Genomic DNA, 23,169 nt, shown 5'->3' with positions numbered 1-23,169 from the left:
CGCCTCGGGACGGCGGGTCTCCCGGCGGGGCCCGCCCGTCCGTGCCGCATGCGCCGGAGCCGGGCGGGTCGCCTCTGACCTGCGTACTTGCCGTCCCGTCCGGAGCTCGTCGGCTTCGGTGGGCGGCGTCTAAGCTTGACGGCATGGCCTACGAGATTCCGGTGACGCAAGCCCGCGCAGAGCTCGCGGAGCTGATCAACCGCGTGGTGTACGGCGGGGAGCGGGTCGTGGTGACGCGCCACGGGAAGCCGCTCGTCGCGCTGGTCTCCGCCGCTGACCTGGAGAAACTGGAGGCCGAGCCGCAGCAGGAGGAGCAGGTGATCACGTCCCTGTCCGCGGTGCGCCCGCTGCCGACCGCCACCCCCGCCGAACCCCGGCGCTTCGGGATCGCCGCCGAACACCGCGATCCCCGCATCGGGGACTGAGCGGAGCGCCACGGCCGTCGAGCCGTTCGTCGGTGGACCAGCCATCGCCGTTCAGGTCGAGCCGTTCACTACGCGTGCGACGGGCCGGGTGACCCGCTTCCGGCGCCCCGAGTGCCCTATACACGCACCTGGCCCGGTTCGGCGCTCCTTGAACGATCATGACTTTCTAAAGTGTCAGTTAACGCGCCGGAAAAACTTCCGCCCTAACGTGCAATGGCTGGCCAAGGGGCCGGGAGATGGTCGTCAACAACCTGTTGAAGTCGGATACGGTTCCGCTGCGTTCGGGCGGGAGGTGCCGGTCCGATCCGTCTCCGCCCCGGACGCTCGCTGGGCCCGTCCACGGCTGTCCGTGACGGGGAGGGCACGAGTGTGAGGTGGGAAGCGTGCAACTGACGCCGCACGAGCAGGAACGCCTGCTCATCCATGTAGCCGCGGACGTGGCGGAGAAGCGCAGGGCCCGTGGGGTGAAGCTCAATCATCCCGAGTCCGTCGCCCTCATCACCTCGCACATCCTGGAAGGCGCCCGTGACGGCCGTACCGTCGCCGAGCTCATGGCGTCCGGACGGAAGCTGCTCTCCCGCGACGAGGTCATGCCGGGCATCCCGGAGATGATCCACGACGTGCAGGTCGAGGCGACCTTCCCGGACGGCACCAAGCTCGTCACCGTCCACGAACCGATCGCCTGACGGGGGCCGCCGCCGTGATTCCCGGAGAGATCCTCTTCGCCGAGGACCCCATCGCCCTCAATGAAGGCCGTCCGGTCGTGCGGATGACCGTCCTCAACGCCGCCGACCGGCCCGTCCAGATCGGCTCCCACTACCACTTCGCCGAGGCCAACCCGGGCCTCGACTTCGACCGTACGGTTGCCCGGGGCAAGCGACTCAACATCGCCGCGGGCACCGCCGTCCGCTTCGAACCCGGTATCCCCGTAGACGTAGAACTCGTCCCCCTGGCCGGCCGGCGCATCGTGCCCGGGCTGCGCGGCGAGACCGGAGGCTCCCTCGATGACTGACCTCGACCGTGCCGTCTACGCCGATCTGTTCGGCCCCACCACCGGCGACCGCATCCGGCTCGCCGACACCGCACTCCTCGTCGAGATCGAGGAGGACCGCTCCGGCGGGCCCGGACGCTCGGGCGACGAGGCGGTGTTCGGCGGCGGCAAGGTGATCCGCGAATCGATGGGGCAGGCGCGCACCACCCGCGCCGAAGGCGCGCCCGACACCGTTGTCACCGGCGCCGTGATCATCGACCACTGGGGCATCGTCAAGGCGGACGTCGGCATCCGCGACGGCCGGATCACCGGCATCGGCAAGGCCGGCAACCCGGACACCATGGACGGCGTCCACCCCGACCTCGTCATCGGCCCCGAGACCGAGATCATCGCGGGCAACGGGAAGATCCTCACCGCGGGGGCCGTCGACACCCACGTCCACTTCATCTCGCCCACCCTCATCGACCAGGCCCTCTCCTCCGGCATCACCACCCTGGTCGGCGGCGGCACCGGGCCCGCCGAGGGGAGCAAGGCCACCACCATCACCCCGGGCCCCTGGCACCTGGCCCGGATGTTCGCCGCCCTGGAGAACTCGCCCGTCAACATCGGCCTGCTCGGCAAGGGCAACACCATGTCGCGCGAGGCCATGCACTCCCAACTGCGCGGCGGCGCACTGGGGTTCAAGATTCACGAGGACTGGGGCGCGACCCCCGCCGTGATCGACGCCTGCCTGAGCGTCTGCGACGAGACCGGCGCCCAACTGGCCATCCACACCGACACGTTGAACGAGGCGGGCTTCGTCGGCGACACCCTCGCCGCGATCGCGGGTCGCTCGATCCACGCCTACCACACCGAAGGCGCGGGCGGCGGACACGCACCCGACATCATCACCGTGGTCTCGCAGCCCCATGTGCTGCCCAGCTCCACCAACCCGACCCGGCCGCACACCGTCAACACCATCGAGGAACACCTCGACATGCTGATGGTGTGCCACCACCTCAACCCGGCCGTGCCGGAGGACCTCGCGTTCGCCGAGTCCCGCATCCGGCCTTCCACCATCGCCGCCGAGGACTTCCTGCACGACCTCGGCGCCATCTCGATCATCTCCTCCGACTCCCAGGCCATGGGCCGGATCGGCGAGGTCGTGCTGCGCACCTGGCAGACCGCGCACGTCATGAAGGTGCGCCGGGGCGCGCTCGCCGGTGACGGGCGGGCCGACAACCACCGGGTGCGGCGCTATGTCGCCAAGTACACGATCAACCCGGCCGTCGCCCAGGGCCTGGACCGCGAGATCGGCTCCGTCGAGTCCGGCAAGCTCGCCGACCTGGTGCTGTGGGAGCCCGCGTTCTTCGGCGTGAAGCCCCAACTCGTCATCAAGGGCGGCCAGATCGCGTACGCGCAGATGGGCGACGCCAACGCGTCGATCCCCACCCCGCAGCCGATCCTGCCGCGCCCCATGTTCGGCGCGCTCGGGAAGGCGCCCGCCGCCAACTCGCTCAACTTCGTTTCCCAGGCGGCGATCGAGGACGGCCTGCCCGAACGGCTCGGCCTGGACAAGCGGTTCGTGGCCATCGAGAACACCCGTCGGGTGAGCAAGGCGGACATGCGCGAGAACGATGCGCTGCCGGACGTCCGCGTCGACCCGGACACGTTCACCGTGACCATCGACGGGGACGTGGTGGAGCCCGCGCCGGCCGCCGAACTGCCCATGGCCCAGCGGTACTTCCTCTTCTGACGGGCTGTCATCACATGAGTCGCGCTGCCCTGCTCGTCCTCGCCGACGGCCGCTTCCCCGCCGGGGGCCACGCCCACTCCGGCGGGGCCGAGGCGGCCGTCAAGGCGGGCCGCATCCGTACCGCCGCCGACCTCGCGGAGTTCTGCCGGGGCCGGCTGCACACCGCGGGCCTCACCGCCGCGGCCCTCGCCGCGGCGGCGGCCGCCGGCCTCGACCCGCTCCTCCTGGACGAGGCCGCCGACGCCCGCACGCCCTCACCGGCCCTGCGGGCCACCGCCCGCAAGCTGGGGCGCCAGATGATGCGGGCGGCCCGGGCCACCTGGCCGTCGGCCGGACTCGACACGCTGGCCGCGGCCCGGCCGCGCGGCGCCCACCAGCCCATCGTGCTCGGCCTCGCCGCCCGTGCGGCCGGGCTCGGGCCCGAGGACGCCGCGCACTGCGTGGCGTACGAGGTGGTGAGCGGGCCGGCCACGGCGGTCGTCCGGCTGCTGAGCCTCGACCCGTTCGACGCGACGGGCGTCCTCGCCCGGCTCGCCCCGGAGCTGGACACGGTGGCCCGGCGGGCGGCCGTCGCCGCGGCGGAGGCGGTGGTGGAGGGGATCGACGCGCTGCCCGCGGCATCGGCCCCACTGCTCGACGTCATGGCCGAGGCGCATGCGGCCTGGCCGGTGCGGCTGTTCGCCTCGTAGGAGCCGCACCCTCCGTCCTGGGGGCTCCCGCCCCCAGACCCCCGGCCCCGCCCGAACGGCGCTCGTCCTCAAGCGTGGGACGGGCCAAGGGTGTTGAAGCCCGCCCGAACCTCGAAGGCCGCCCGCCCAAGGGTGGTGCCGGCCGCTCCCGACACTCAACCTGGAGACCTCCATGCACCTCGACCACTCCCACGACGGCCCCGCCCCCGTCAGCGCCGACGCCCACCGCCCCGACGGCCGGCGCCGGGCGCTGCGCGTCGGCCTCGGGGGGCCCGTCGGCTCCGGGAAGACCGCCACCGTCGCCGCGCTCTGCCGGGCCCTGCGCGACCAGCTGTCCATCGCCGTCGTCACCAACGACATCTACACCCGTGAGGACGCCGCCTTCCTGCTGCGCAACGCCGTACTGCCGCCCGAGCGGATCCAGGCCGTGGAGACCGGGGCCTGCCCGCACACCGCCATCCGCGACGACATCTCCGCCAACCTCGAAGCCGTGGAGGACCTGGAGGACACGGTGGGGCCGCTCGATCTGATCCTCGTCGAGTCCGGCGGCGACAACCTCACCGCCACCTTCTCCAAGGGCCTCGTCGACGCCCAGATCTTCGTCATCGACGTCGCCGGGGGCGACGACATCCCGCGCAAGGGCGGCCCCGGGGTGACCACCGCCGACCTGCTGGTGGTCAACAAGACCGACCTCGCGCCGTACGTCGGGTCCGACCTGGAGCGGATGGCCCGGGACGCCAAGGAGCAGCGGGGCGAACTCCCCGTCGTCTTCCAGTCGTTGAGGTCCGACGAGGGTGTCGCCCGGGTCGCCGGCTGGGTGCGGGAGCAGCTCGCGGCATGGGCGGCCTGACCCTCGGCGCGCGCGGGGTGCGCGCCACCGCCCGCATCGTCGCCACCCCCGAAGGCCTGCCCGTCCTTGAGGGCGGGGGTCCGCTCGCGCTGCGGCGCACCCGGGCCCGCGGCCCCTACCACCGGGTCACCGTCGTCGGCGCGATGAGCGCCCCGCTCGGCGGCGACCGGATCGCCGTCGAGGCCGAGGTGCGCGACGGAGCGGGGCTGCACGTCGACTCGGCGGCCGCCACCATCGCCCTGCCCGGCCGCGAGGGCGAGCGCGCCCACTACGACGTACGCCTCACCGTCGGCGAGGACGCCGAGCTGCGCTGGCTGCCCGAGCAGCTCATCTCGGCATCCGGCAGTGACCTCGCCATGCGCACCCGCGTCGACCTCACCCCCGGCGCCCGCCTCGTGTACCGGGAGGAGCAGGTGCTCGGCCGGCACGGCGAGCCGCCCGGCACCCTCACCACCCGCCTCACCGTGTACCGCGCCGGGCACCCGCTCCTCGACCAGGAGCTGGCGTACGGTCCGGGGGCACCCGGCGGCTGGGACGGGGCGGCGGTACTCGACGGGCACCGGGCCGCGGGACAACTGCTGCTCGTGTCACCGGAGTTGGCCGACAGCCCGACCGAGGCCAGAATGCTGGGGGACCATGCGGTCCTCACCCCGCTGGCCGGGCCCGCCCTGCTCGTCACGGCCGTCGCCCCGGACGCACGGCTGCTGCGCCACACCCTGGACGACGCCCTGAGAAGCCACCTCGCGACACGCTGACCGCTGAGCGGAACACACACACCGGCTATCGGTTCGGTAAAAAAACACCTGTACGGCCTGTGCACAGTGGGCTCACAGACGAAAGGATCCCCCGACAGGCCCAAATGGAGCGCTGAGACTGACAGCGCACTTCAGCAGGGGGAGGTACCACTTGAGACGCACCGCAGTGCTCGGCTCGGCCGGCACACTGATCGCGGGCACGCTGATGGTGGGCGCGATAGCGGCTCCGGTCGCCAACGCCGACAACCGCGACCACGGTCGGTCCGAGGCGCGTGGCGCGCAGGTCGCTGCCGACAGGGCGGCCAGGCAGGGCATCGACTGGACGGACTGCCCCACCGACTGGGCGATCGCCAAGCCCATTCAGTGCGGCTACGTCAGCGTCCCGCTGGACTACGCCCGGCCCAACGGCAAGCAGATCAAGCTCGCCGTCGACCGGATCGGCAGCACCGGCACCAAGGCCGAGCGCCAGGGTGCCCTCATCTACAACCCGGGCGGTCCCGGCGCCTCGGGCATGCAGTTCCCGACCCGGGTGACCAAGAAGAACCCGCTCTGGACCAACACCTCGAAGGCGTACGACTTCGTGGGCTTCGACCCGCGCGGCGTGGGCCACTCCACGCCGATCTCGTGCGTGGACCCGCAGGAGTACGCCAAGGGCCCGAAGGCCGACCCGGTTCCGAGCAGCGAGGCCGACAAGCGCGCGCAGCGCAAGCTCGCCGCCGAGTACGCGGACGGCTGTGCCGAGCGCAGCGGCTGGATGCTGCCGTACATGACCACGCCGAACACCGCGCGCGACCTGGACGTCATCCGGGCCGCCCTCGGTGAGAAGAAGCTCAACTACCTGGGCGTCTCCTACGGCACCTACCTGGGCGCGGTCTACGGCACGCTGTTCCCCTCGCACGTCCGCCGCATGATCGTGGACAGCGTGGTCAACCCGGACCAGGACAACATCTGGTACCAGGCCAACCTGGAGCAGGACGTCGCCTTCCAGGCCCGCTGGAACGAGTGGGAGGACTGGGTCGCCAAGTACGACGCCACGTTCCACCTCGGTACCACCCGGGCGCAGGTCGAGGCGCAGTGGCTGAAGCTGCGCGCCGACGCCAAGAAGAATCCGCTCGACGGCAAGGTCGGCCCCGCCGAACTGCTCGGGTTCTTCCAGAAGGCCCCGTACTACGACTCGTACTGGGTCCCGGTCGCCAAGGCGCTCAGCGCCTATGCGGCGGGGGACAGCAAGCCGGTGGTCGCGGCAGCCGCGTCCGACATGACGGACATCGCGGGCAACATCGCCTCCGAGAACGGCAACGCGGTCTACACGGCCGTCGAGTGCGCGGACGCCAAGTGGCCCACCAGCTGGCGCAAGTGGGACCGGGACAACACCCGGCTCAACAAGGACTATCCGTTCCTGACCTGGTCCAACGCCTGGATGAACCTGCCGTGTGCCACGTGGCCCACCAAGCAGCAGAACCCGGTCGAGGTCAAGACCGGCAGGGGCCTCCCGCAGGTCCTGATCGTGCAGTCCACCAACGACGCCGCCACCCCGTTCCAGGGCGCCGTCGAGCTGCACAAGGCCTTCAAGAACTCGCGCCTGATCATCGAGAAGGGCGCCGGTTCGCACGGTGTGACCGGTCTCGTCAACCCGTGCATCAACTCGCGCGTGGACGACTACCTGCTCACCGGCAAGACCGACAAGGCCGACTACACCTGCACCCCGCACGCGACGCCCGTTCCGTAGGCGGTGGTTGAGAGCAGTGAGTGATGGAGGGGCGGCCGGGAATTCTCCGGTCGCCCCTGTTCTCATGGCGCCGCGCTTCGTGGCGCCGACCCTTTCATGGCGCCGCGCTTCATGGCGCCGACCCTTTCATGGCGCCCGGCGACGCGCGGACCCGGCGGGCTCAGCCGATGAGGCCCCGGAAGCGCCGCGACTCCTCCGCCTTCACATCGGCCGCGTACCGGTCCACGTACTCCTGGCCCGACAACTCCATGACCTTGTACATGATCTCGTCGGTGACCGCCCGCAGCACGGCCTTCTCGTCCTCCATCCCCTCGTACCGGGAGAAGTCGAGCGGCTCGCCGAAGCGGATCGACACCCGCTTGATCCTCGGCACGACCTGGCCGGGCGGCTGGATCTCGAAGGTGCCGACCATGGCGCACGGGATGACCGGAGCCCCGCCCCGGATGGCCATCACCGCGACGCCCACCTTGCCCTTGTACAGCTTGCCGTCGGGCGAGCGGGTGCCCTCCGGGTAGATGCCGAGCAGCTCGTCCTTGGCGAGCACCCCGAGCCCCTCCCGGATCGCGGCCTTCCCCGCCTCCTTGCCGGACCGGTCCACCGGGATCTGTCCGACCGCCCGGAAGAACGCGGCGGTCAGCCGGCCCTTGATGCCGGGCCCGGTGAAGTACTCCTGCTTGGCGAGGAAGGTGATGCGCCGCTTCAGCATCACCGGCATCAGGAAGTGGTCCGAGAAGGACAGGTGGTTGCCGGCGACGATCGCGGCGCCCTCGTCGGGAATGTGCTCAAGCCCTTCGAGCCGGGGCCGGAAGAGCAGTCTCAACAGGGGCCCCAGGACTGCGTACTTGAGGATGTAATAGAGCACCCGCGAGCTCCTCACCATGCAGAAGGGTGGCCAGTGTAGGGCGAGGTCCGGGCCGCTGTAACCACCGACGGCCGGTCCGGCGGGGGATCGATCAATCGATCATTTGTGCGCGAGTTCTTGAGCGGACGAAGCCCGGCGTGTACAAACCGTTCACGTCCCGTGCGCATCCCCCTTCCACTGCCGCCCCTTCCTCCCCCTTTCCCCCGTTCCGGGCTGGAGTCCCCATGACCACTCCCTGGTCCCGCCGTGGCTTCCTGTACGCGACCGGCGCCTCGGCCCTCGCCCTGGGGACCGTCGCCGCCTCGAGGGCGAGTGCCGCCGATGCCTACGACGCGCTGCGCGCGACCTGGCGCACGCTGATCCTCGGATCCGGCTTCGCGCCCACCGCCGAGCCGTTCAAATCCCGGCTCGCCGACCTCGGCACCTCGGCCGCGTCCCTCCTGGCCGCCATGGCCCCGGCGAGCGGATCGCTGTGGCCCGACGCCGGGTACGCCGACCCCGATCCCGACACCGACCAGGAGTCCTTCGGCTACTCGGCCAGGATGAACGACAGCTACAACCGGCTCCGCACCATGGCCGAGGCCTACAGCCGGCCGGGCACCGGCCTGACCGGCGACAGCGGTCTGGCTTCGGCCGTCGCCACCGGCCTCGACCACCTCCACGCCGACGTCTACGGCGAGAGCAGGTCCAGCTTCGGCAACTGGTACAACTGGCAGATCGGCGCCCCGCAGGCCCTGCTCGACATCTGCGTCCTGCTGTACGACCACCTCTCCTCGGCCCAACTGGCCGGCTATCTCGCGGCAGTCGACCACTTCGTGCCGGACAGTGCGGTCGCCGCGTACTCCGGCACCAGCACCGGCGCCAACCGGGTCGACCTGTGCCGGGTGCTCGCCCTGCGCGGAGTCCTCGGCAAGAGCTCCGCGAAGCTGTCCCTGGCCGCGAGCGCGCTCTCCCCGGTCTTTCCGTACGTGACGGCGGGAGACGGCCTCTACGCCGACGGCTCCTTCATCCAGCACACCTATGTGCCCTACACCGCCTCCTACGGCTCGGTGATGCTCGGCGGCCTCGGGATGCTGTTCGCCCTGCTGGCCGGATCCGCCTGGGCGGTGTCGGACCCGGCCCGGCAGATCGTGTTCGACGCGGTCGAGAACGCCTGGGCGCCCTTCCTCTACAACGGCCTCGCGATGGACGGCGTCGCCGGGCGCGCCATCAGCCGGGGCGTCTCGGCGGGCGATCCGGCCGCCCGCCAGCAGGACGACCATGTGCGCGGCCACGCGATCCTCGCCGCGATCGTGCTGCTGGGCCAGGGGGCGTCCAGCGCCGAGAACACCCGCTGGCGCGGGCTCGTCAAGGGCTGGATGCGGCGCGACTACTACAGCCCGCCACTGAGCGACGGCTTCCTCACCGTCCCCGACCTCGCTCGGCTGAAGGGAGTCGAGGACGACAGCGCGCTCGCCGCGATCGCCGAGCCCGTCGGCCACCGGCTCTTCACCCACATGTCCCGGGCCACCCACCGCCGCCCCACCTGGGCCGCCTCGATCAGCATGGCCGACCGGCGGATCACGTACTACGAGACCGGCAACGGCGAGAACCTGCACGGCTGGCACACCGGCTCCGGAATGCTCTACTGGTGGGGCGACACCTACGCCAACGGCCAGTACAGCGACGCCTTCTGGCCCACCGTGGACCCCTACCGGCTGCCCGGCACCACCGCCTCGCGCAAAGTCCTCGCGGACGCGGCGGGCGGTGACTGGGGAGCGTCCCGGCCCGATGTGAACTGGGTGGGCGGAGCCACCGACGGGCAGCGCGCCTCGATCGGCCAGTACCTCAAGGGGCTGCAGAGCACCCTGGTCGCGAAGAAGTCCTGGTTCTGCCTCGACGACGCGATCGTGTGCCTGGGCGCCGGCATCACCTGCCGGGACGGTGCCGTCGTCGAGTCGACGGTCGACAACCGCAACCTCGGGCCGACCGGCGGCTCCGCCCTCACCGTCGACGGCGTGGTCCAGCCGTCCGGCTACCCCTGGTCGGCGACGCTGACCGGCGCCTCCTGGGCGCACCTCGCGGGCCACGCCGGCTATGTGTTCCCCGGCCGGGCGACCGTACGGGCCCGTCGCGAGGAGCGCACCGGACGCTGGAGCGACGTCAACAAGGGGAGCGCACCGGCACCGGTCAGCCGTCGCTACCTCACCCTGTGGGCCGACCACGGCACCGACCCGTCCGGCGCCGGCTACGCCTACGTCCTCATGCCGGGTGCCTCCGCGGCCCAGACCGCGGCCCGCGCCGCCGACAGCGGCTGGCCGACCGTCCTGGCCAACACGGACGAACAGCAGGGCATCGCGGTGCCGGCGCTCGGCTTCACCGGGGTCAACTTCTGGTTCGGCGGGAGTGCCGGCGCGCTCACCGCCGACGCCCCCTGCTCGGTGCTGGTGAGTGAGCGCGGCGACGGGACGGCCGTGATCTGCGTCAGCGACCCGATGCGCGCGCGGACCTCGCTCACCCTGACCTGGCGACGGTCCGTCGCCTCCGTCACCACACGCCCGGCCACGCTCACGGGCGCCACCACCGGAGCCTCGCTGACCCTCACCTTCGGGGACCTGAGCGGCACCGGGGGAGCGACCCAGCAGACCGTCGTACGCCTCGGCTGACCCCGCCGGACGGGGCGCTAGGTGCTGCGGGACGTCGCGGCCGTCCCGAGCGTGGTCAGCCCGAGCACCACCCAGCCGAACCACAGCCAGCCGTTGCTGCCGAGCGCCACCGTGTACGCCGTGATCACCACCAGCATCACCAGGGTGAGCACCGTCATCGACTTCGTCGAACGGGGCATCGCGTCCCCTTCCTCCCGGCAGGTGCCGTGAGGACCATGGTCCCCCCGCGAGGGGCCCCGGCGCTACTGGCCGCGCGTGTTCAGCGAGGCGAGATAGGCGTTGTAGGCCTGAAGCTCACGGTCGCCGTCCCGCTCGGCGGCACGGTCGGTGCGGCGTGCCTGGCGCTTCTCGGTGGCGTACCACTGGAAGACCAGCGCGATCAGGACGAGCACCGAGGGGATCTCGCTGAACGCCCAGGCGATGCCGCCGGCCGCCTGCTGGTCGGTGAGCGCGTCGATGGCCAGTGAGGCGGGCGGGTTCTTGTACGTGCTGATCATGGGCTCGCTGGCCATCATCAGGGCGATACCGAAGAAGGCGTGGAAGGGCATGCCGGCGAAGAGCTCCAGCATCCGCATCACGTAGCCGGGCCGGTGCGGCCCCGGGTCCACGCCCATGATCGGCCAGAAGAAGACCAGACCGACCGCGAGGAAGTGGACCATCATCGCGATGTGCCCGGTCTTGGACTCCATCAGGAAGTCGAAGATCGGCGTGAAGTAGAGCCCGTAGAGGCTCGCGATGAACAGCGGGATGGTGAACGCCGGATGTGTGATGATCTTCATGTACCGGCTGTGCAGCAGCATCAGGAGCAACTCGCGCGGGCCCTTGCGGCCGCGCGTCGCGGAGACCGGCAGCGCGCGCAGGGCGAGGGTGACCGGCGCGCCCAGCAGCAGCAGGATGGGCGACAGCATGCTGATCACCATGTGCTGCACCATGTGCACGCTGAACATGACCATGCCGTAGTCGTTCAGCTTGGTGCACATGACGAATGCGATGGTCAGGACGCCCACGGTCCAGAAGATCATCCGGCTGACCGGCCAGCTGTCGCCGCGCCGCCGCAGCCGCACCACCGCCCACGCGTACAGGGCGAGCCCGAGCAGGCAGCCGATGAGGAAGAAGGAGTCCGCCGACCATGCGAGGCCCCGCGCCAGCGTGAACGGCGGCAGGTCCATGTTCATGTCCATGCCGTGCCCGCTGTGATCCATCCGCTGACTCCTGATTCGTACCGGTTGTCCCGCACCAGACTAGAACCGCCCCCGGCCGGCGATGCGGGCGGGGGCGGTTCATCGCGTACGAAACGATCCGGAAGCGGCCTCTGCGACGGAGGCTAGAGCACGCACTCCGCTTCGGCGTACCGCTCGGCCGGGACGGTCTTCAAGGTGGCCGTCGCCTCGGCGAGCGGGACCATCACGATGTCGGTGCCGCGCAGCGCTGTCAGCATCCCGAACTCGCCGCGGTGGGCGGCCTCCACCGCGTGCCAGCCGAAGCGGGTGGCGAGCACCCGGTCGTAGGCGGTGGGCGTGCCGCCGCGCTGGACGTGGCCGAGGATGACCGGGCGCGCCTCCTTGTTCAGGCGCTGCTCCAGCTCGATGGAGAGCTGGCGGGCGACGCCGGCGAAGCGCTCGTGGCCGTAGACGTCGGTGCCGCCCACGTCGAACTGCATCGAGCCCTCGCGCGGCTTGGCTCCCTCGGCGACGACCACGATGGCGAACTTCTTGCCCGCCGAGAAGCGCCGGCCGACCAGCTCGGTCAGTTCGTCGATGTCGAAGGGACGCTCGGGCACGACGATGGCGTGCGCGCCGGCGGCCATGCCCGAGTGCAGGGCGATCCAGCCGGTGTGCCGGCCCATGACCTCGACGATCAGCACCCGCTGGTGCGACTCGGCGGTGGTCTTCAGACGGTCGAGCGCGTCGGTCGCCACGCCCACGGCGGTGTCGAAGCCGAAGGTGACATCGGTCGAGGCGATGTCGTTGTCGATGGTCTTGGGCACACCGACGATGGGCAGACCCGCGTCGGACAGCAGGGTCGCGGCCTTCAGGGTGCCCTCGCCGCCGATCGGGATGATCGCGTCAAGACCCAGCTCGGCCACATGGCCCTTGGCCCGCTCCACGCCGTCGCGCAGATGCGCGGGCTGGACGCGGGAGGAGCCGAGAATAGTGCCGCCACGGGCCAGGATGCCGCCGACCGCGTCGAGGTCGAGCTTGCGGTAGTCGGCTTCGAGCAGGCCCCGCCAGCCGTCGTGGAAGCCGATGACCTCGTCGCCGTGGTCGACCACCGCACGGTGCACGACGGATCGGATGACAGCGTTCAGGCCGGGGCAGTCGCCGCCGGAGGTGAGCACACCAATTCGCATTGCCCGGAGAACCTTTGCAACGTGGGCCGACGACCGGACCACGTCGTCCGGTTGGATCCCCGTCACCCTACCGGCGCAGGGTGACGGGGGCCGAATCGGAGGTCCGACTGATGGACGTAGTACGAACGTACGAACCGTCAGGCGGGCTGGGTCGCCGACGCGATGCGCTCCGCGCGCAGCGCCTCGTACCAGCGGTCGTCGGTCGGCGGCAGCGCGTTCACGTCGAGCGCCAGCTTGAGCAGCAGGTCCGCGATCTGCGGATTGCGCGCGAGGACCGGGCCGTGCATGTAGGTGCCGAACACGGTGTCGTTGTACGCGCCCTCGGTGCCGTCGCCGGTGCCGTTGCCCTTGCCCAGGCGCACCCGGGCGAACGGGCGGGCCGTCGGGCCGAGGTGGGTGACGCCCTGGTGGTTCTCGAAGCCGGTCAGCTGGGGCAGGCCGAGCCGCTCGTCGATGTCGCCCAGCACATCGCCGACGCAGCGCTCGCCCTCGCCGCGGGTCGAGACGACGTCGAGCAGTCCGAGGCCCGGCTCGCGTTCGCCGAGGTCGTTGATGAACTCGTGGCCGAGGATCTGGTATCCGGCACAGACCGAGAAGATGATCGCGCCGTTGGAGGCGGCGCGGCTCAGCCCGGTGTCGCGGCGCAGCCGCTCGGCCGCGAGCCGCTGCGGCCGGTCCTCGCCGCCGCCGATGAGGTAGATGTCACCGGAGGTCGGGATCGGCTGGTCGCTGCGGACGTCGAGCCGGTGCACGTCCAGGCCGCGCTGGCGCGCCCGCCGCTCCACGACCAGGGCGTTGCCCTGGTCGCCGTAGGTGCTCAGCAGGTCGGGGTAGACCCACACGAGGCGCAGGCTGTTGTCTGCCATCGCTTGTTTGCTCCTGCCTTGCTCAGTTGCCGACGACGCGGCGGACGTCCTGGAACGCGGTGTAGTTGGCGATGAGTTCGATCCGCCCGGGCGGCGCCAGCTGCGCGCACTCCTCCAGGTTCTCGCAGACCCGGAAGTCCAGGTTCGCGACCTCCAGGCGGACCGCCAGGTCCAGCTTGCGGTCGCCGATCACGAAGATCGGGTGCCCGGCGAGCCGGGTGTAGTCGACGTCCCACAGCCACGAGGTGTCCGTGCCGTCGGCGCCGCGGGCGTTGACGGACAGGACGACCGGGGTCGGCGGCGGGTCGATGAGGGAAAACGTTTCGAGCCAGCCCGCCGGGTTCTTCGCGAGCAGCAGCCGCAGCTCCCGGCCCTGGAAGCTGACCACGTCGTAGCGCCCCGCGACCGCCTGCACCTGGTACATGCGCTCCAGGGCGACCTGTGGCGGCACCCCGAACACCGCGGCGACCGCGGCGGAGGTGGCGGCGTTCGCCTTGTTGGCGCGGCCGGGCAGCTGGAGGTGGATCGGCCAGGCCGAGCCGTGCGGGTCGAGGACGTAGTCGCCGTTGAGCACCCAACTGGGCGCCGGGCGGCGGAAACCGCACTCGCCGCAGAACCAGTCGTCGCCCGGGCGCTGCATCACACCGCCGCAGGCGGGGCACGACCAGGCGTCGTCCTTCCACTCCTGACCGGCCGCCACCCACACCACGTTGGGGGAGGACGACGCCGCCCACACGACCAGCGGGTCGTCGGCGTTGGCGATCACCACGGCCTTGGAACCGGCGAGCCCCTCGCGCCACTTCTCGGCGAGCATCCGGGTCTCGGCGGCACGGTCGAGCTGGTCGCGCGAGAGGTTGAGCAGCGCGATCGCCTTCGGCGTCACATCGCGCGCGACACCCGCCAGATACTTCTCGTCGACCTCGATGACGCCGTACTTCGCGTCCGAACCGCCCGCGAGCGCCGACGTGATGCCGGCCGGCATGTTGGCCCCGAGCGCGTTCGACACCACCGGGCCGCTGGCCCGCAGCGCCTCGGCGATCAGCCGGGTCGTGGTCGTCTTGCCGTTGGTCGCCGACACCAGGACGACGTCCAGATGAGTGGCGAGCCGCCCGAGCAGATCGGGGTCGAGCTTGAGCGCGACGCGCCCGCCGATCACCGATCCACTGCCCCGCCCCGCCGCGCGCGACACGGCCGCGGCGGCCTTGCCCGCGGTCACGGCCAGCTTGGCTCGCGGTGACAGGGGCCCGGCACCTCCATCGTGTCCTGACATCGTCCTTGATCCTCCTTGCGCCTGGGTCAGGTGTCAGCCTATCGAGATCCGGTCAGCGGCCCGAACCGCGCCACCATCCGGAATGCCGCCCGGTCACCGGAACGTACGCTTGCGCCCATGCGCCACCGTCCCATTCCCGGCAGTTCCGGCTCCGTACGAGAGATGAGTCTCCTCGGTGCCGGGTCGCTCCACGCACCCTGCGAGCCCGTCACGGACTTCGGTCCCGCCCTGCGCCGGCTCGTCGAGGACATGTTCGCCACGATGTACGCGGCCGACGGTGTCGGCCTGGCGGCCAACCAGATCGGCGTCGCCCAGCGGGTGTTCGTGTACGACTGCCCCGACGACGAGGACGTCCGGCATCTGGGGTACGTCGTCAACCCCCGTCTGGTGGCGGCGGACGGCGTCGAGGTGCGCGGCCCCGAGGGCTGTCTCTCGCTGCCGGGCCTGGAGGCGCCGACCTCGCGCTTCGACCGTGCGGTGGTGGAGGGGGTGGACCTCTCCGGCGCGCCGGTGCGGGTCGAGGGCACGGGGTTCTTCGCGCGGTGCCTCCAGCACGAGTGCGACCACCTGGAGGGCGTGGTGTACGCCGACCGGGTGGCGGGCCGCCACGGGCGCCGCTTGCAGCGCGCGATCCGCAAGGCCGGCTGGAGCTGACATGCCTGGGGCTCCGCCCCAGAACCCGGTTCGCGCCTGAACGGCGCTCGTCCTCGAACGCCGGACGGGCCGAGGTGGCCCGCGCTGCCCGCCGTCAGGGGCGGGGTCGGGGTCAGAACCCCGGGCCGCCCACGCGGTCGCCCGCCGCCGCGAGCCGCCCCCACAGCAGGTCGGCCAGGGCCCGCACCAACTCCGCGCGGGAGCAGGGGCGTTCGCCCAGCCACCAGTCGCCCGCCGCGTGCATCATGCCGACGATCCCGTGGCCCCAGACCCGCGCGAGCACCTCGCTGCCCGGCCCCAGATCGATCCGCTCCGCGATGACCACGCCCAGGTCCTCGCCCATGCGGCGAAGGAGCGGCGCCGAGTGCCGGCCCACGTCGAAGCCCTGCTCGGACTCGGGCGCCGGCGCGTCCTCGGCGGGGTGCATCAGGAACCGGTACACCTGCGGGCGCGCCTCGATCGCCGCGAGATAGGTCTCCAGGGTCGCCTCGACCCGCTCGCGCCGCTCGGCCGGCGCGTCGAGCGCGGCCCGCAGCGCGGAGAGCAGGGCGTCGGTGTGCCGCTTGGCGAGGGCCCGGTAGAGCCCGCCCTTGTCGCCGAAGTGGCGGTAGAGGATGGGCTTGGTGATGCCCGCCTCCGCCGCGATCGCGTTCATCGAGGCCTGCGGGCCGTCCCGGAGCACCACCCGGTCCGCCGCCTCCAGCAGCTCGCGCCGTCGGCGCTCCGCCGCCGTGCGCTGCTGTTCGGCCTGCTGCGTGGTCTCCATGGGTCTCTTCTCCCCGCCCGTACTGCGCGTCCCGCACTTGCGTCTTCCGTGGGTTTCCTGGTCTCGGAAGCCTTGCGCAACGTAACACTCCGCCCGCCTGCGGTGCTGCGCGGCCGGTGGCCGGTTGACAGGGGCTACCCGTCGGTAACAGACTGCGGTTACCGCAAGTAACGCTTGGAGTGGTGGAGGGGAACATGGCCGAGTTCACGATGGATCTCAACGACGACCAGAAGCAGGTCCGGGACTGGCTGCACGGCTTCGCCAAGGACGTGATCCGCCCCGCCGCCGCCGAGTGGGACGAGCGCGAGGAGACCCCCTGGCCGGTGATCCAGGAAGCCGCCAAGGTGGGAATCTACTCCCTCGACTTCTATGCTCAGCAGTTCTTCGACCCGACCGGCCTCGGCATCCCGGTCGCCATGGAGGAGCTGTTCTGGGGCGATGCGGGCATAGCGCTCTCCATCGTCGGCACGGGCCTCGCCGCCGTCGGCGTCCTCGCCAACGGCACCGAGGAGCAGATCGGCACCTGGATACCCCAGATGTACGGCGATGTGAACGACGTCAAGGTCGCCGCCTTCTGCTCCTCCGAGCCGGACGCCGGTTCCGACGTCGCCTCGATGCGCACCCGGGCCGTGTACGACGAGGCCAAGGACGAGTGGGTCCTCAACGGCACCAAGACCTGGGCGACCAACGGCGGCATCGCGGCCGTGCACGTCGTCGTCGCGGTCGTCGACCCCGAGCTCGGCTCCAAGGGCCACGCCTCCTTCATCGTGCCGCCGAACACCCCGGGCCTGACGCAGGGGCAGAAGTTCAAGAAGCACGGCATCCGCGCCTCGCACACCGCCGAGGTCGTCCTCGAAGACGTCCGCGTCCCGGGCAGCTGCCTGCTCGGCGGCAAGGAGAAGCTCGACGAGCGGCTCGCCCGGTCCCGCGAGAAGGCGAAGGCGGGCGGTGGCGAGCGCGTCAAGAACGCCGCGATGGCCACCTTCGAGGCCTCCCGCCCGGCCGTCGGCGCGATGGCGGTCGGCACCGCCCGGGCCGCGTACGACTACGCGCTCGAATACGCCAGGACCCGGGAGCAGTTCGGCCGCCCGATCATCGACAACCAGGGCATCGCCTTCCAGCTCGCCGACATGCGCACCCGGATCGACGCGTCCCGCCTGCTGGTGTGGCGTGCGTCCTGGATGGCGACCACGGGCAAGAAGTTCGAGTCGGCCGAGGGCTCGATGTCCAAGCTGTACGCGAGCGAGACGGCGAAGAAGGTCACCGGCCAGGCGATCCAGATCCTCGGCGGCAATGGCTTCACCCGCGAGTACCCGGTGGAGCGTATGCACCGAGATGCGGCGATCTACACCATTTTCGAAGGCACCAGCGAGATCCAGCGCCTGGTCATCGCCCGCACCCTGGCGGGCATGCCGATCCGCTAGCGCCCGGAGCGCGGCCCGAAGATCCGGTCGAGGTGATAGCCGAGCGCGGCGATCACCTCGGCCGCTTCGCGCCGCCCGTGCAGCATGTCCCCGCCGAGCCCGACGGCCCCCGACACCAGGAGGCCGGCCTCGTGGCGCGCGTCGGGCCCGCCACGGCAGACGCCGGCCTCCTGGGCCCGCGTGATGATGTCCGCGGCACGCGAAGGCGCCCCGCCCTCGAAGGAGGGGGAGCGCCAGGGGTTCGCGGAACCGGGTCAGGCGGGCAGGTTCGCCTCGACCAGCGCGACGACCTCGGGGGCCTCGGGCTCGGTGCGGGGGCGGATGCGGGCCGCCACCTCGCCGGTGGGGGAGATCAGGAACTTCTCGAAGTTCCACTGGATGTCGCCGGCCTCGCCCTTGGCGTCCGCGGTCTTCGTCAGCTCGCTGTAGAGCGGGTGACGGCCCTCGCCGTTCACATCCGTCTTCTCCAGGAGCGGGAAGGTCACCCCGTACGTGGCCGAGCAGAACGTGCCGATCTCCTCCGCCGTGCCGGGCTCCTGGCCGCCGAACTGGTTGCACGGGACGCCGAGCACGGTCAGACCGCGCTCGCCGTACTGCTGCTGGAGCCGCTCAAGACCGGCGTACTGCGGGGTCAGACCGCACTGGGACGCCACGTTCACCACGAGCACGGCCCGGCCCTTGTAGTCGGCGAGCGAGGTCGGCTCGCCGGTCAGGGTGCGCAGCGGGATGTCGTACAGGCTCATCGGTAACTCCTTCTGGAAAAAGGTGAGTTGATCAGTCGGTGGCCGGGGTGAGCGGACGGAAGAGCCCCTCCTGGACCACCGACACGAGCAAGTGGCCCGCGCGGTCGTAGATCCGGCCGCGGGCCAGGCCCCGGCCGCCCGTGGAGACCGGGGACTCCTGGTCGTACAGGAACCACTCGTCGGCCCGGAAGGGGCGGTGGAACCACATCGCGTGGTCGAGCGAGGCCATGTCGAAGCCGCGCGGTCCCCACAGCGGCTCGACCGGGATGCGCACCGCGTCCAGGAGCGTCATGTCGCTCGCGTACGTCAGCGCGCAGGTGTGCACCAGCGGGTCGTCGCCGAGCGGGCCCACCGCGCGCATCCAGACCGCGCTGCGCGGATCGGCGTCCTTGATCTCCTCGGGCGTCCAGCGCAGCCGGTCCACGTAGCGGATGTCGAACGGCTGGCGGCGCGCCATCCGCTCAAGGGCTTCCGGCAGCGCACCCAGGTGTTCGCGGATCTCCTCGGTGACCGAGGGCAGTGACTCCGGGTCGGGGAACGCCAGGCGCGGCGGCAGCTGATGCTCGATGCTGCCGTGCTCCGGGCGGTGGAAGGAGGCCGTCAGATTGAAGATCGTGCGGCCCTGCTGCACCGCCGTGACCCGCCGGGTGGTGAAGGACCGGCCGTCGCGGACCCGCTCCACCTGGTAAACGATCGGCACCCCGGGCCGTCCCGGGCGCAGGAAGTAGGCGTGCAGCGAGTGCACCGGGCGCTCGCCGTCCGTGGTGCGCCCGGCCGCGACGAGGGCCTGGCCCGCGACCTGGCCGCCGAAGACCCGCTGGAGGGACTCCTCGGGGCTGCGGCCGCGGAAGATGTTGACCTCGATCTGTTCGAGGTCGAGCAGATCGACGAGTCTCTCCGCCGGGTTGGTCATGTCGTCGCGGTCCTCTCCGAAAGGGGGGTGGGTCAGAGTTCGCCGACGTCGGTGACGCGCAGCACCGCACGGCCCTCTTCGTCAGAGGCCGCCAGGTCGACCTCCGCGCTGATGCCCCAGCCATGGTCGCCGTTCGGGTCGGCGAACGTCTGGCGGACGCGCCACAGGCCGTGCGCCGCGTCCTCCTCGATGGAGAGCAGCTTGGGGCCGCGCGCGTCGGGCCCGGTTGCGAGGTCGTCGTACTCGTCCCAGTACTTGTCCATCGCCTCGCCCCACGCGTCCGCGTCCCAGCCGGACTCCGCGTCCAGCTCGCCGAGCGCGGTGAGGTTGTCCAGGGCCGCCAGCTCCACCCGGCGGAACATCGCGTTGCGCACGAGCACCCGGAACGCGCGGGCGTTGGCCGTGACCGGCTTGACCTCGTCGGCCTTCTCCTGCGCCTCCTCGGCGGTCTGCACCTCGGGGTTGGCGAGCTGCTCCCACTCGTCCAGGAGCGAGGAGTCGACCTGGCGGACCATCTCGCCGAGCCAGGCGATCAGGTCCTCCAGGTCCTCGGTCTTGAGGTCGTCCGGAATGGTGTGGTCGAGCGCCTTGTACGCGCTCGCCAGATAGCGCAGGACGATGCCCTCGGTGCGCGCCAGCTCGTACCACGAGGTGAACTCCGTGAAGGTGAGCGCCCGTTCGTACATGTCACGGATGACGGACTTCGGCGACACCGGGTGGTCGCCGACCCACGGGTGCGACTTCTTGTAGACGTTGTAGGCGTGCCACAGGAGCTCCTCCAGCGGCTTCGGATACGAGATGTCCTGGAGCCGCTCCATGCGCTCCTCGTACTCGACGCCGTCCGCCTTCATCTGCCCGACGGCCTCGCCGCGCGCCTTGTTCTGCATCGCGGCGAGGATCTGGCGGGGGTCGTCCAGCGTCGACTCGACGACCGAGACCATGTCGAGCGCGTACGACGGCGACTCGGGGTCCAGGAGGTCGAAGGCGGCGAGCGCGAAGGTGGACAGCGGCTGGTTCAGCGCGAAGTCCTGCTGGAGGTCGACGGTGAGCCGGATCGTGCGGCCCTCGGCGTCCGGCGTCTCCAGCTGCTCCACCACACCGCCGTCGAGCAGCGAGCGGTAGATCGCGATGGCCCGGCGGATGTGCCGCAGCTGCGCCTTGCGCGGCTCGTGGTTGTCCTCCAGGAGGTGGCGCATCGCCTCGAAGGCGTTGCCCGGCCGGGCGATCACCGAGAGCAGCATGATGTTGGTGACCCGGAAGCGGGAGGTCAGCGGCTCCGGCTCGGAGCCGATCAGCTTCTCGAAGGTGGTGTCCGACCAGCCCACGAAGCCCTCGGGGGCCTTCTTGCGCACCACCTTGCGGCGCTTCTTCGGGTCGTCGCCCGCCTTGGCGAGCGCCTTCTCGTTCTCGATGACGTGCTCGGGCGCCTGCGCCACGACATAGCCGGCCGTATCGAAGCCGGCCCGGCCCGCACGCCCCGCGATCTGGTGGAACTCGCGGGCCCGCAGGGTGCGCACGCGGGTGCCGTCGTACTTCGTCAGGGCCGTGAACAGCACCGTGCGGATGGGGACGTTGACGCCGACGCCGAGCGTGTCGGTGCCGCAGATGACCTTCAACAGGCCTGCCTGCGCCAGCTTTTCGACCAGGCGGCGGTACTTGGGCAGCATCCCCGCGTGGTGCACGCCGATGCCGTGCCGGACGTAACGGGACAGGTTCTGGCCGAACTTGGTGGTGAAGCGGAAGTTGCCGATCAGATCGGCGATCTTGTCCTTCTCCTCGCGCGTACACATGTTGATCGACATCAGCGACTGCGCCCGCTCGACCGCCTGGGCCTGCGTGAAGTGCACGATGTAGACCGGTGCCTGCCGGGTTTCGAGCAGCTCGGTCAGGGTCTCGGTGATGGGCGTCGTCACGTACTCGTACGAGAGCGGCACGGGCCGGCTGGCCGAGCGGACGACCGCGGTCTCGCGGCCGGTGCGGCGCGTGAGGTCCTTCTCGAACATCGAGACGTCGCCGAGCGTGGCGGACATCAGGACGAACTGGGCCTGCGGGAGTTCCAGGATCGGGATCTGCCAGGCCCAGCCGCGGTCGCCCTCGGCGTAGAAGTGGAACTCGTCCATGACGACCTGACCGACGTCGGCGTGCTTGCCGTCGCGCAGCGCGATCGAGGCGAGGACCTCGGCGGTGCAGCAGATGACGGGGGCGTCCGCGTTGACGGAGGCGTCGCCGGTCAGCATGCCGACGTTCTCGGTGCCGAAGAGCTTGCACAGGTCGAAGAACTTCTCCGAGACCAGCGCCTTGATCGGCGCGGTGTAGAAGGTGACCTCGTCCCGGGCCAGCGCGGCGAAGTGCGCACCCGCCGCCACCAGGCTCTTTCCCGATCCCGTCGGGGTGGAGAGGATCACGTTCGCCCCGGACACGACCTCGATCAGCGCCTCCTCCTGGGCCGGGTACAGGGTGATGCCCTGGCCCTCGGCCCAGGTGGAGAAGGCCTCGAAGAGGGCATCGGGGTCGGCACTCGGCGGCAGCTGATCGATAAGGGTCACGACCCCATCTTGCCTGGCGCGGGGCCGGAAGCGGGAACCGGCCACCGGCGCGAAGATCATCGCAGGTAGGCTGCCAGCTCGGCCCGTCCGCGGACGGGCCGTCAACTGGGTTGCTGAGCAAGAGGAATGGGGCGGGGCACGGCCATGATGGGACCAGCGCACTCACTGTCGGGGGCCGCGGCCTGGCTCGGGGTGGGCGCGGCCGCGGCCGCCGCCGGGCACGCCATGCCGTGGCCGGTGCTGGTCGTCGGGGCCCTGATCACGGCGGGCGCGGCACTCGCGCCCGACCTCGACCACAAGTCTGCGACGATCTCGCGCGCGTTCGGGCCGATCTCCAAGGCGCTGTGCGGCATCGTCGACGACCTCTCGCACGCGGTCTACAAGGCGACCCGGGGCCCCGGCGACCCCCGCCGCAACGGCGGCCACCGCACCCTGACGCACACCTGGCTGTGGGCCGTCCTGATAGGGGCGGGCGCCTCGGCGGCGGCGGTGTTCGGCGGGCGCTGGGCGGTCCTCGGCATCCTCTTCGTCCACCTGGTGCTCGCGGTCGAAGGCCTGCTGTGGCGGGCCGCGCGCGTCTCCAGCGACGTCCTGGTGTGGCTGCTCGGCGCGACCAGCGCGTGGATCCTGGCGGGTGTCCTCGACAAGCCCGGCAACGGGTCGGACTGGCTGTTCACCGGCCCCGGGCAGGAGTACCTCTGGCTGGGCCTGCCGATCATTCTCGGCGCCCTGGTGCACGACATCGGCGACGCGCTGACGGTCTCGGGCTGCCCGATCCTGTGGCCGATCCCGCTCGGCCGCAAGCGCTGGGCCGCCCTCGGCCCGCCCAAGGCCATGCGCTTCCGGGCGGGCAGCTGGGTCGAGCTGAAGATCCTGATGCCGGCGTTCATGGTGCTCGGCGGGGTCGGGGCGGCGGGGGCGCTGAACTTCATCTGAGGCCTTGGGGGCCGCCCCGG

The 23,169-nt window shown here is 71.2% G+C and carries 22 protein-coding genes; 12 read left to right on the top strand and 10 right to left on the bottom strand.

The window, feature by feature from the left end; genetic code table 11:
* Positions 1-143: 143 nt before the first annotated feature.
* The 8 genes from ACFYNP_RS15075 (at position 144) to ACFYNP_RS15040 (ending at position 7,174) form a co-directional block, all read left to right on the top strand.
* Positions 144-425, top strand: coding sequence for a type II toxin-antitoxin system Phd/YefM family antitoxin (locus ACFYNP_RS15075; RefSeq protein WP_388413137.1), 282 nt, complete (start codon positions 144-146; stop codon positions 423-425).
* 383 nt (positions 426-808) lie between these two features.
* Entirely contained in the window at positions 809-1,111 is a 303-nt protein-coding gene (locus ACFYNP_RS15070; protein ID WP_161247375.1) for an urease subunit gamma, read from the top strand.
* A 14-nt stretch (positions 1,112-1,125) separates the two neighbouring features.
* Positions 1,126-1,437: an urease subunit beta gene (locus ACFYNP_RS15065; RefSeq protein ID WP_388413139.1), complete on the top strand. Its 312-nt coding sequence runs from the start codon at positions 1,126-1,128 to the stop codon at positions 1,435-1,437.
* Positions 1,430-3,151, top strand: a complete 1,722-nt coding sequence (locus tag ACFYNP_RS15060; RefSeq protein WP_388413141.1) for an urease subunit alpha — start codon at positions 1,430-1,432, stop codon at positions 3,149-3,151. The genes ACFYNP_RS15065 and ACFYNP_RS15060 overlap by 8 nt, the downstream gene beginning before the upstream one ends.
* A 14-nt stretch (positions 3,152-3,165) precedes the next feature.
* Positions 3,166-3,840, top strand: coding sequence for an urease accessory protein UreF (locus ACFYNP_RS15055; protein WP_388413142.1), 675 nt, complete (start codon positions 3,166-3,168; stop codon positions 3,838-3,840).
* 172 nt (positions 3,841-4,012) lie between these two features.
* Complete coding sequence (gene ureG, locus ACFYNP_RS15050) at positions 4,013-4,690, top strand: urease accessory protein UreG (RefSeq protein WP_388785689.1); 678 nt, start codon at positions 4,013-4,015, stop codon at positions 4,688-4,690.
* Positions 4,678-5,445 (top strand): urease accessory protein UreD, encoded by a 768-nt coding sequence (locus ACFYNP_RS15045; RefSeq protein ID WP_388785688.1) that lies wholly within the window; start codon positions 4,678-4,680, stop codon positions 5,443-5,445. The genes ureG and ACFYNP_RS15045 overlap by 13 nt, the downstream gene beginning before the upstream one ends.
* A gap of 205 nt (positions 5,446-5,650) precedes the next feature.
* The gene (locus tag ACFYNP_RS15040) at positions 5,651-7,174 is read left to right on the top strand and encodes an alpha/beta hydrolase (protein ID WP_388413575.1); all 1,524 of its coding nucleotides are present in this window, start codon (positions 5,651-5,653) and stop codon (positions 7,172-7,174) included.
* 160 nt (positions 7,175-7,334) lie between these two features.
* Here the strand turns inward: ACFYNP_RS15040 and ACFYNP_RS15035 are convergent, their stop codons facing one another.
* On the bottom strand, positions 7,335-8,036 hold the full coding sequence (locus tag ACFYNP_RS15035) for a lysophospholipid acyltransferase family protein (RefSeq protein WP_388785686.1): 702 nt from the start codon (positions 8,034-8,036) through the stop codon (positions 7,335-7,337).
* A 224-nt stretch (positions 8,037-8,260) separates the two neighbouring features.
* Here ACFYNP_RS15035 and ACFYNP_RS15030 point away from each other — a divergent pair, with 224 nt between their 5' ends.
* Entirely contained in the window at positions 8,261-10,681 is a 2,421-nt protein-coding gene (locus ACFYNP_RS15030; protein ID WP_388785684.1) for a polysaccharide lyase 8 family protein, read from the top strand.
* Positions 10,682-10,698: 17 nt separating this feature from the next.
* Here ACFYNP_RS15030 and ACFYNP_RS15025 read toward each other — a convergent pair whose 3' ends face one another.
* The 5 genes from ACFYNP_RS15025 to ACFYNP_RS15005 all read right to left on the bottom strand — a co-directional run bounded on the left by ACFYNP_RS15025 (position 10,699) and on the right by ACFYNP_RS15005 (position 15,167).
* Positions 10,699-10,860, bottom strand: a complete 162-nt coding sequence (locus tag ACFYNP_RS15025) for a hypothetical protein (protein WP_388413149.1) — start codon at positions 10,858-10,860, stop codon at positions 10,699-10,701.
* A gap of 63 nt (positions 10,861-10,923) precedes the next feature.
* On the bottom strand, positions 10,924-11,883 hold the full coding sequence (locus ACFYNP_RS15020; protein WP_388413151.1) for a cytochrome c oxidase assembly protein: 960 nt from the start codon (positions 11,881-11,883) through the stop codon (positions 10,924-10,926).
* Positions 11,884-12,005: 122 nt separating this feature from the next.
* On the bottom strand, positions 12,006-13,031 hold the full coding sequence (locus tag ACFYNP_RS15015; protein WP_100572870.1) for a 6-phosphofructokinase: 1,026 nt from the start codon (positions 13,029-13,031) through the stop codon (positions 12,006-12,008).
* A 137-nt stretch (positions 13,032-13,168) separates the two neighbouring features.
* Positions 13,169-13,897 (bottom strand): type 1 glutamine amidotransferase, encoded by a 729-nt coding sequence (locus tag ACFYNP_RS15010; RefSeq protein ID WP_100572871.1) that lies wholly within the window; start codon positions 13,895-13,897, stop codon positions 13,169-13,171.
* 22 nt (positions 13,898-13,919) lie between these two features.
* Entirely contained in the window at positions 13,920-15,167 is a 1,248-nt protein-coding gene (locus ACFYNP_RS15005) for a MurT ligase domain-containing protein (protein ID WP_345260853.1), read from the bottom strand.
* A 117-nt stretch (positions 15,168-15,284) separates the two neighbouring features.
* Between ACFYNP_RS15005 and def the strand changes: the two genes are divergently transcribed.
* The gene (gene def, locus ACFYNP_RS15000) at positions 15,285-15,821 is read left to right on the top strand and encodes a peptide deformylase (RefSeq protein WP_388413154.1); all 537 of its coding nucleotides are present in this window, start codon (positions 15,285-15,287) and stop codon (positions 15,819-15,821) included.
* A gap of 112 nt (positions 15,822-15,933) precedes the next feature.
* On the opposite strand, the gene ACFYNP_RS14995 is transcribed toward def, so the two are convergent.
* A complete protein-coding gene (locus ACFYNP_RS14995; RefSeq protein WP_388413156.1) occupies positions 15,934-16,587 on the bottom strand; it encodes a TetR family transcriptional regulator in 654 nt (217 codons plus the stop codon).
* Positions 16,588-16,781: 194 nt separating this feature from the next.
* Here ACFYNP_RS14995 and ACFYNP_RS14990 point away from each other — a divergent pair, with 194 nt between their 5' ends.
* Positions 16,782-18,011: an acyl-CoA dehydrogenase family protein gene (locus ACFYNP_RS14990; RefSeq protein WP_388413158.1), complete on the top strand. Its 1,230-nt coding sequence runs from the start codon at positions 16,782-16,784 to the stop codon at positions 18,009-18,011.
* A 254-nt stretch (positions 18,012-18,265) separates the two neighbouring features.
* On the opposite strand, the gene ACFYNP_RS14985 is transcribed toward ACFYNP_RS14990, so the two are convergent.
* Genes ACFYNP_RS14985 through ACFYNP_RS14975 form a run of 3 tightly spaced genes read right to left on the bottom strand, consistent with a single transcriptional unit; the run spans position 18,266 to position 22,273 of the window.
* Complete coding sequence (locus tag ACFYNP_RS14985) at positions 18,266-18,754, bottom strand: glutathione peroxidase (protein WP_388785683.1); 489 nt, start codon at positions 18,752-18,754, stop codon at positions 18,266-18,268.
* A gap of 31 nt (positions 18,755-18,785) precedes the next feature.
* Entirely contained in the window at positions 18,786-19,667 is an 882-nt protein-coding gene (locus tag ACFYNP_RS14980; RefSeq protein ID WP_388413162.1) for an acyl-CoA thioesterase, read from the bottom strand.
* Positions 19,668-19,699: 32 nt separating this feature from the next.
* Positions 19,700-22,273 carry a DEAD/DEAH box helicase gene (locus tag ACFYNP_RS14975; RefSeq protein WP_388785681.1) on the bottom strand — a complete coding sequence of 858 codons (2,574 nt, stop codon included), beginning with the start codon at positions 22,271-22,273 and terminating at the stop codon, positions 19,700-19,702.
* An 84-nt stretch (positions 22,274-22,357) separates the two neighbouring features.
* Between ACFYNP_RS14975 and ACFYNP_RS14970 the strand changes: the two genes are divergently transcribed.
* Positions 22,358-23,149 (top strand): metal-dependent hydrolase, encoded by a 792-nt coding sequence (locus tag ACFYNP_RS14970; RefSeq protein WP_388413165.1) that lies wholly within the window; start codon positions 22,358-22,360, stop codon positions 23,147-23,149.
* The last annotated feature ends 20 nt before the right edge of the window (positions 23,150-23,169 follow it).

Origin of the sequence: Streptomyces sp. NPDC006691 (assembly GCF_042869955.1) — a bacterium.
GTDB lineage: Bacteria > Actinomycetota > Actinomycetes > Streptomycetales > Streptomycetaceae > Streptomyces.
Note: the sequence above shows the minus strand (reverse complement) of the source record. Positions and strands in the feature narration are given on the sequence as shown.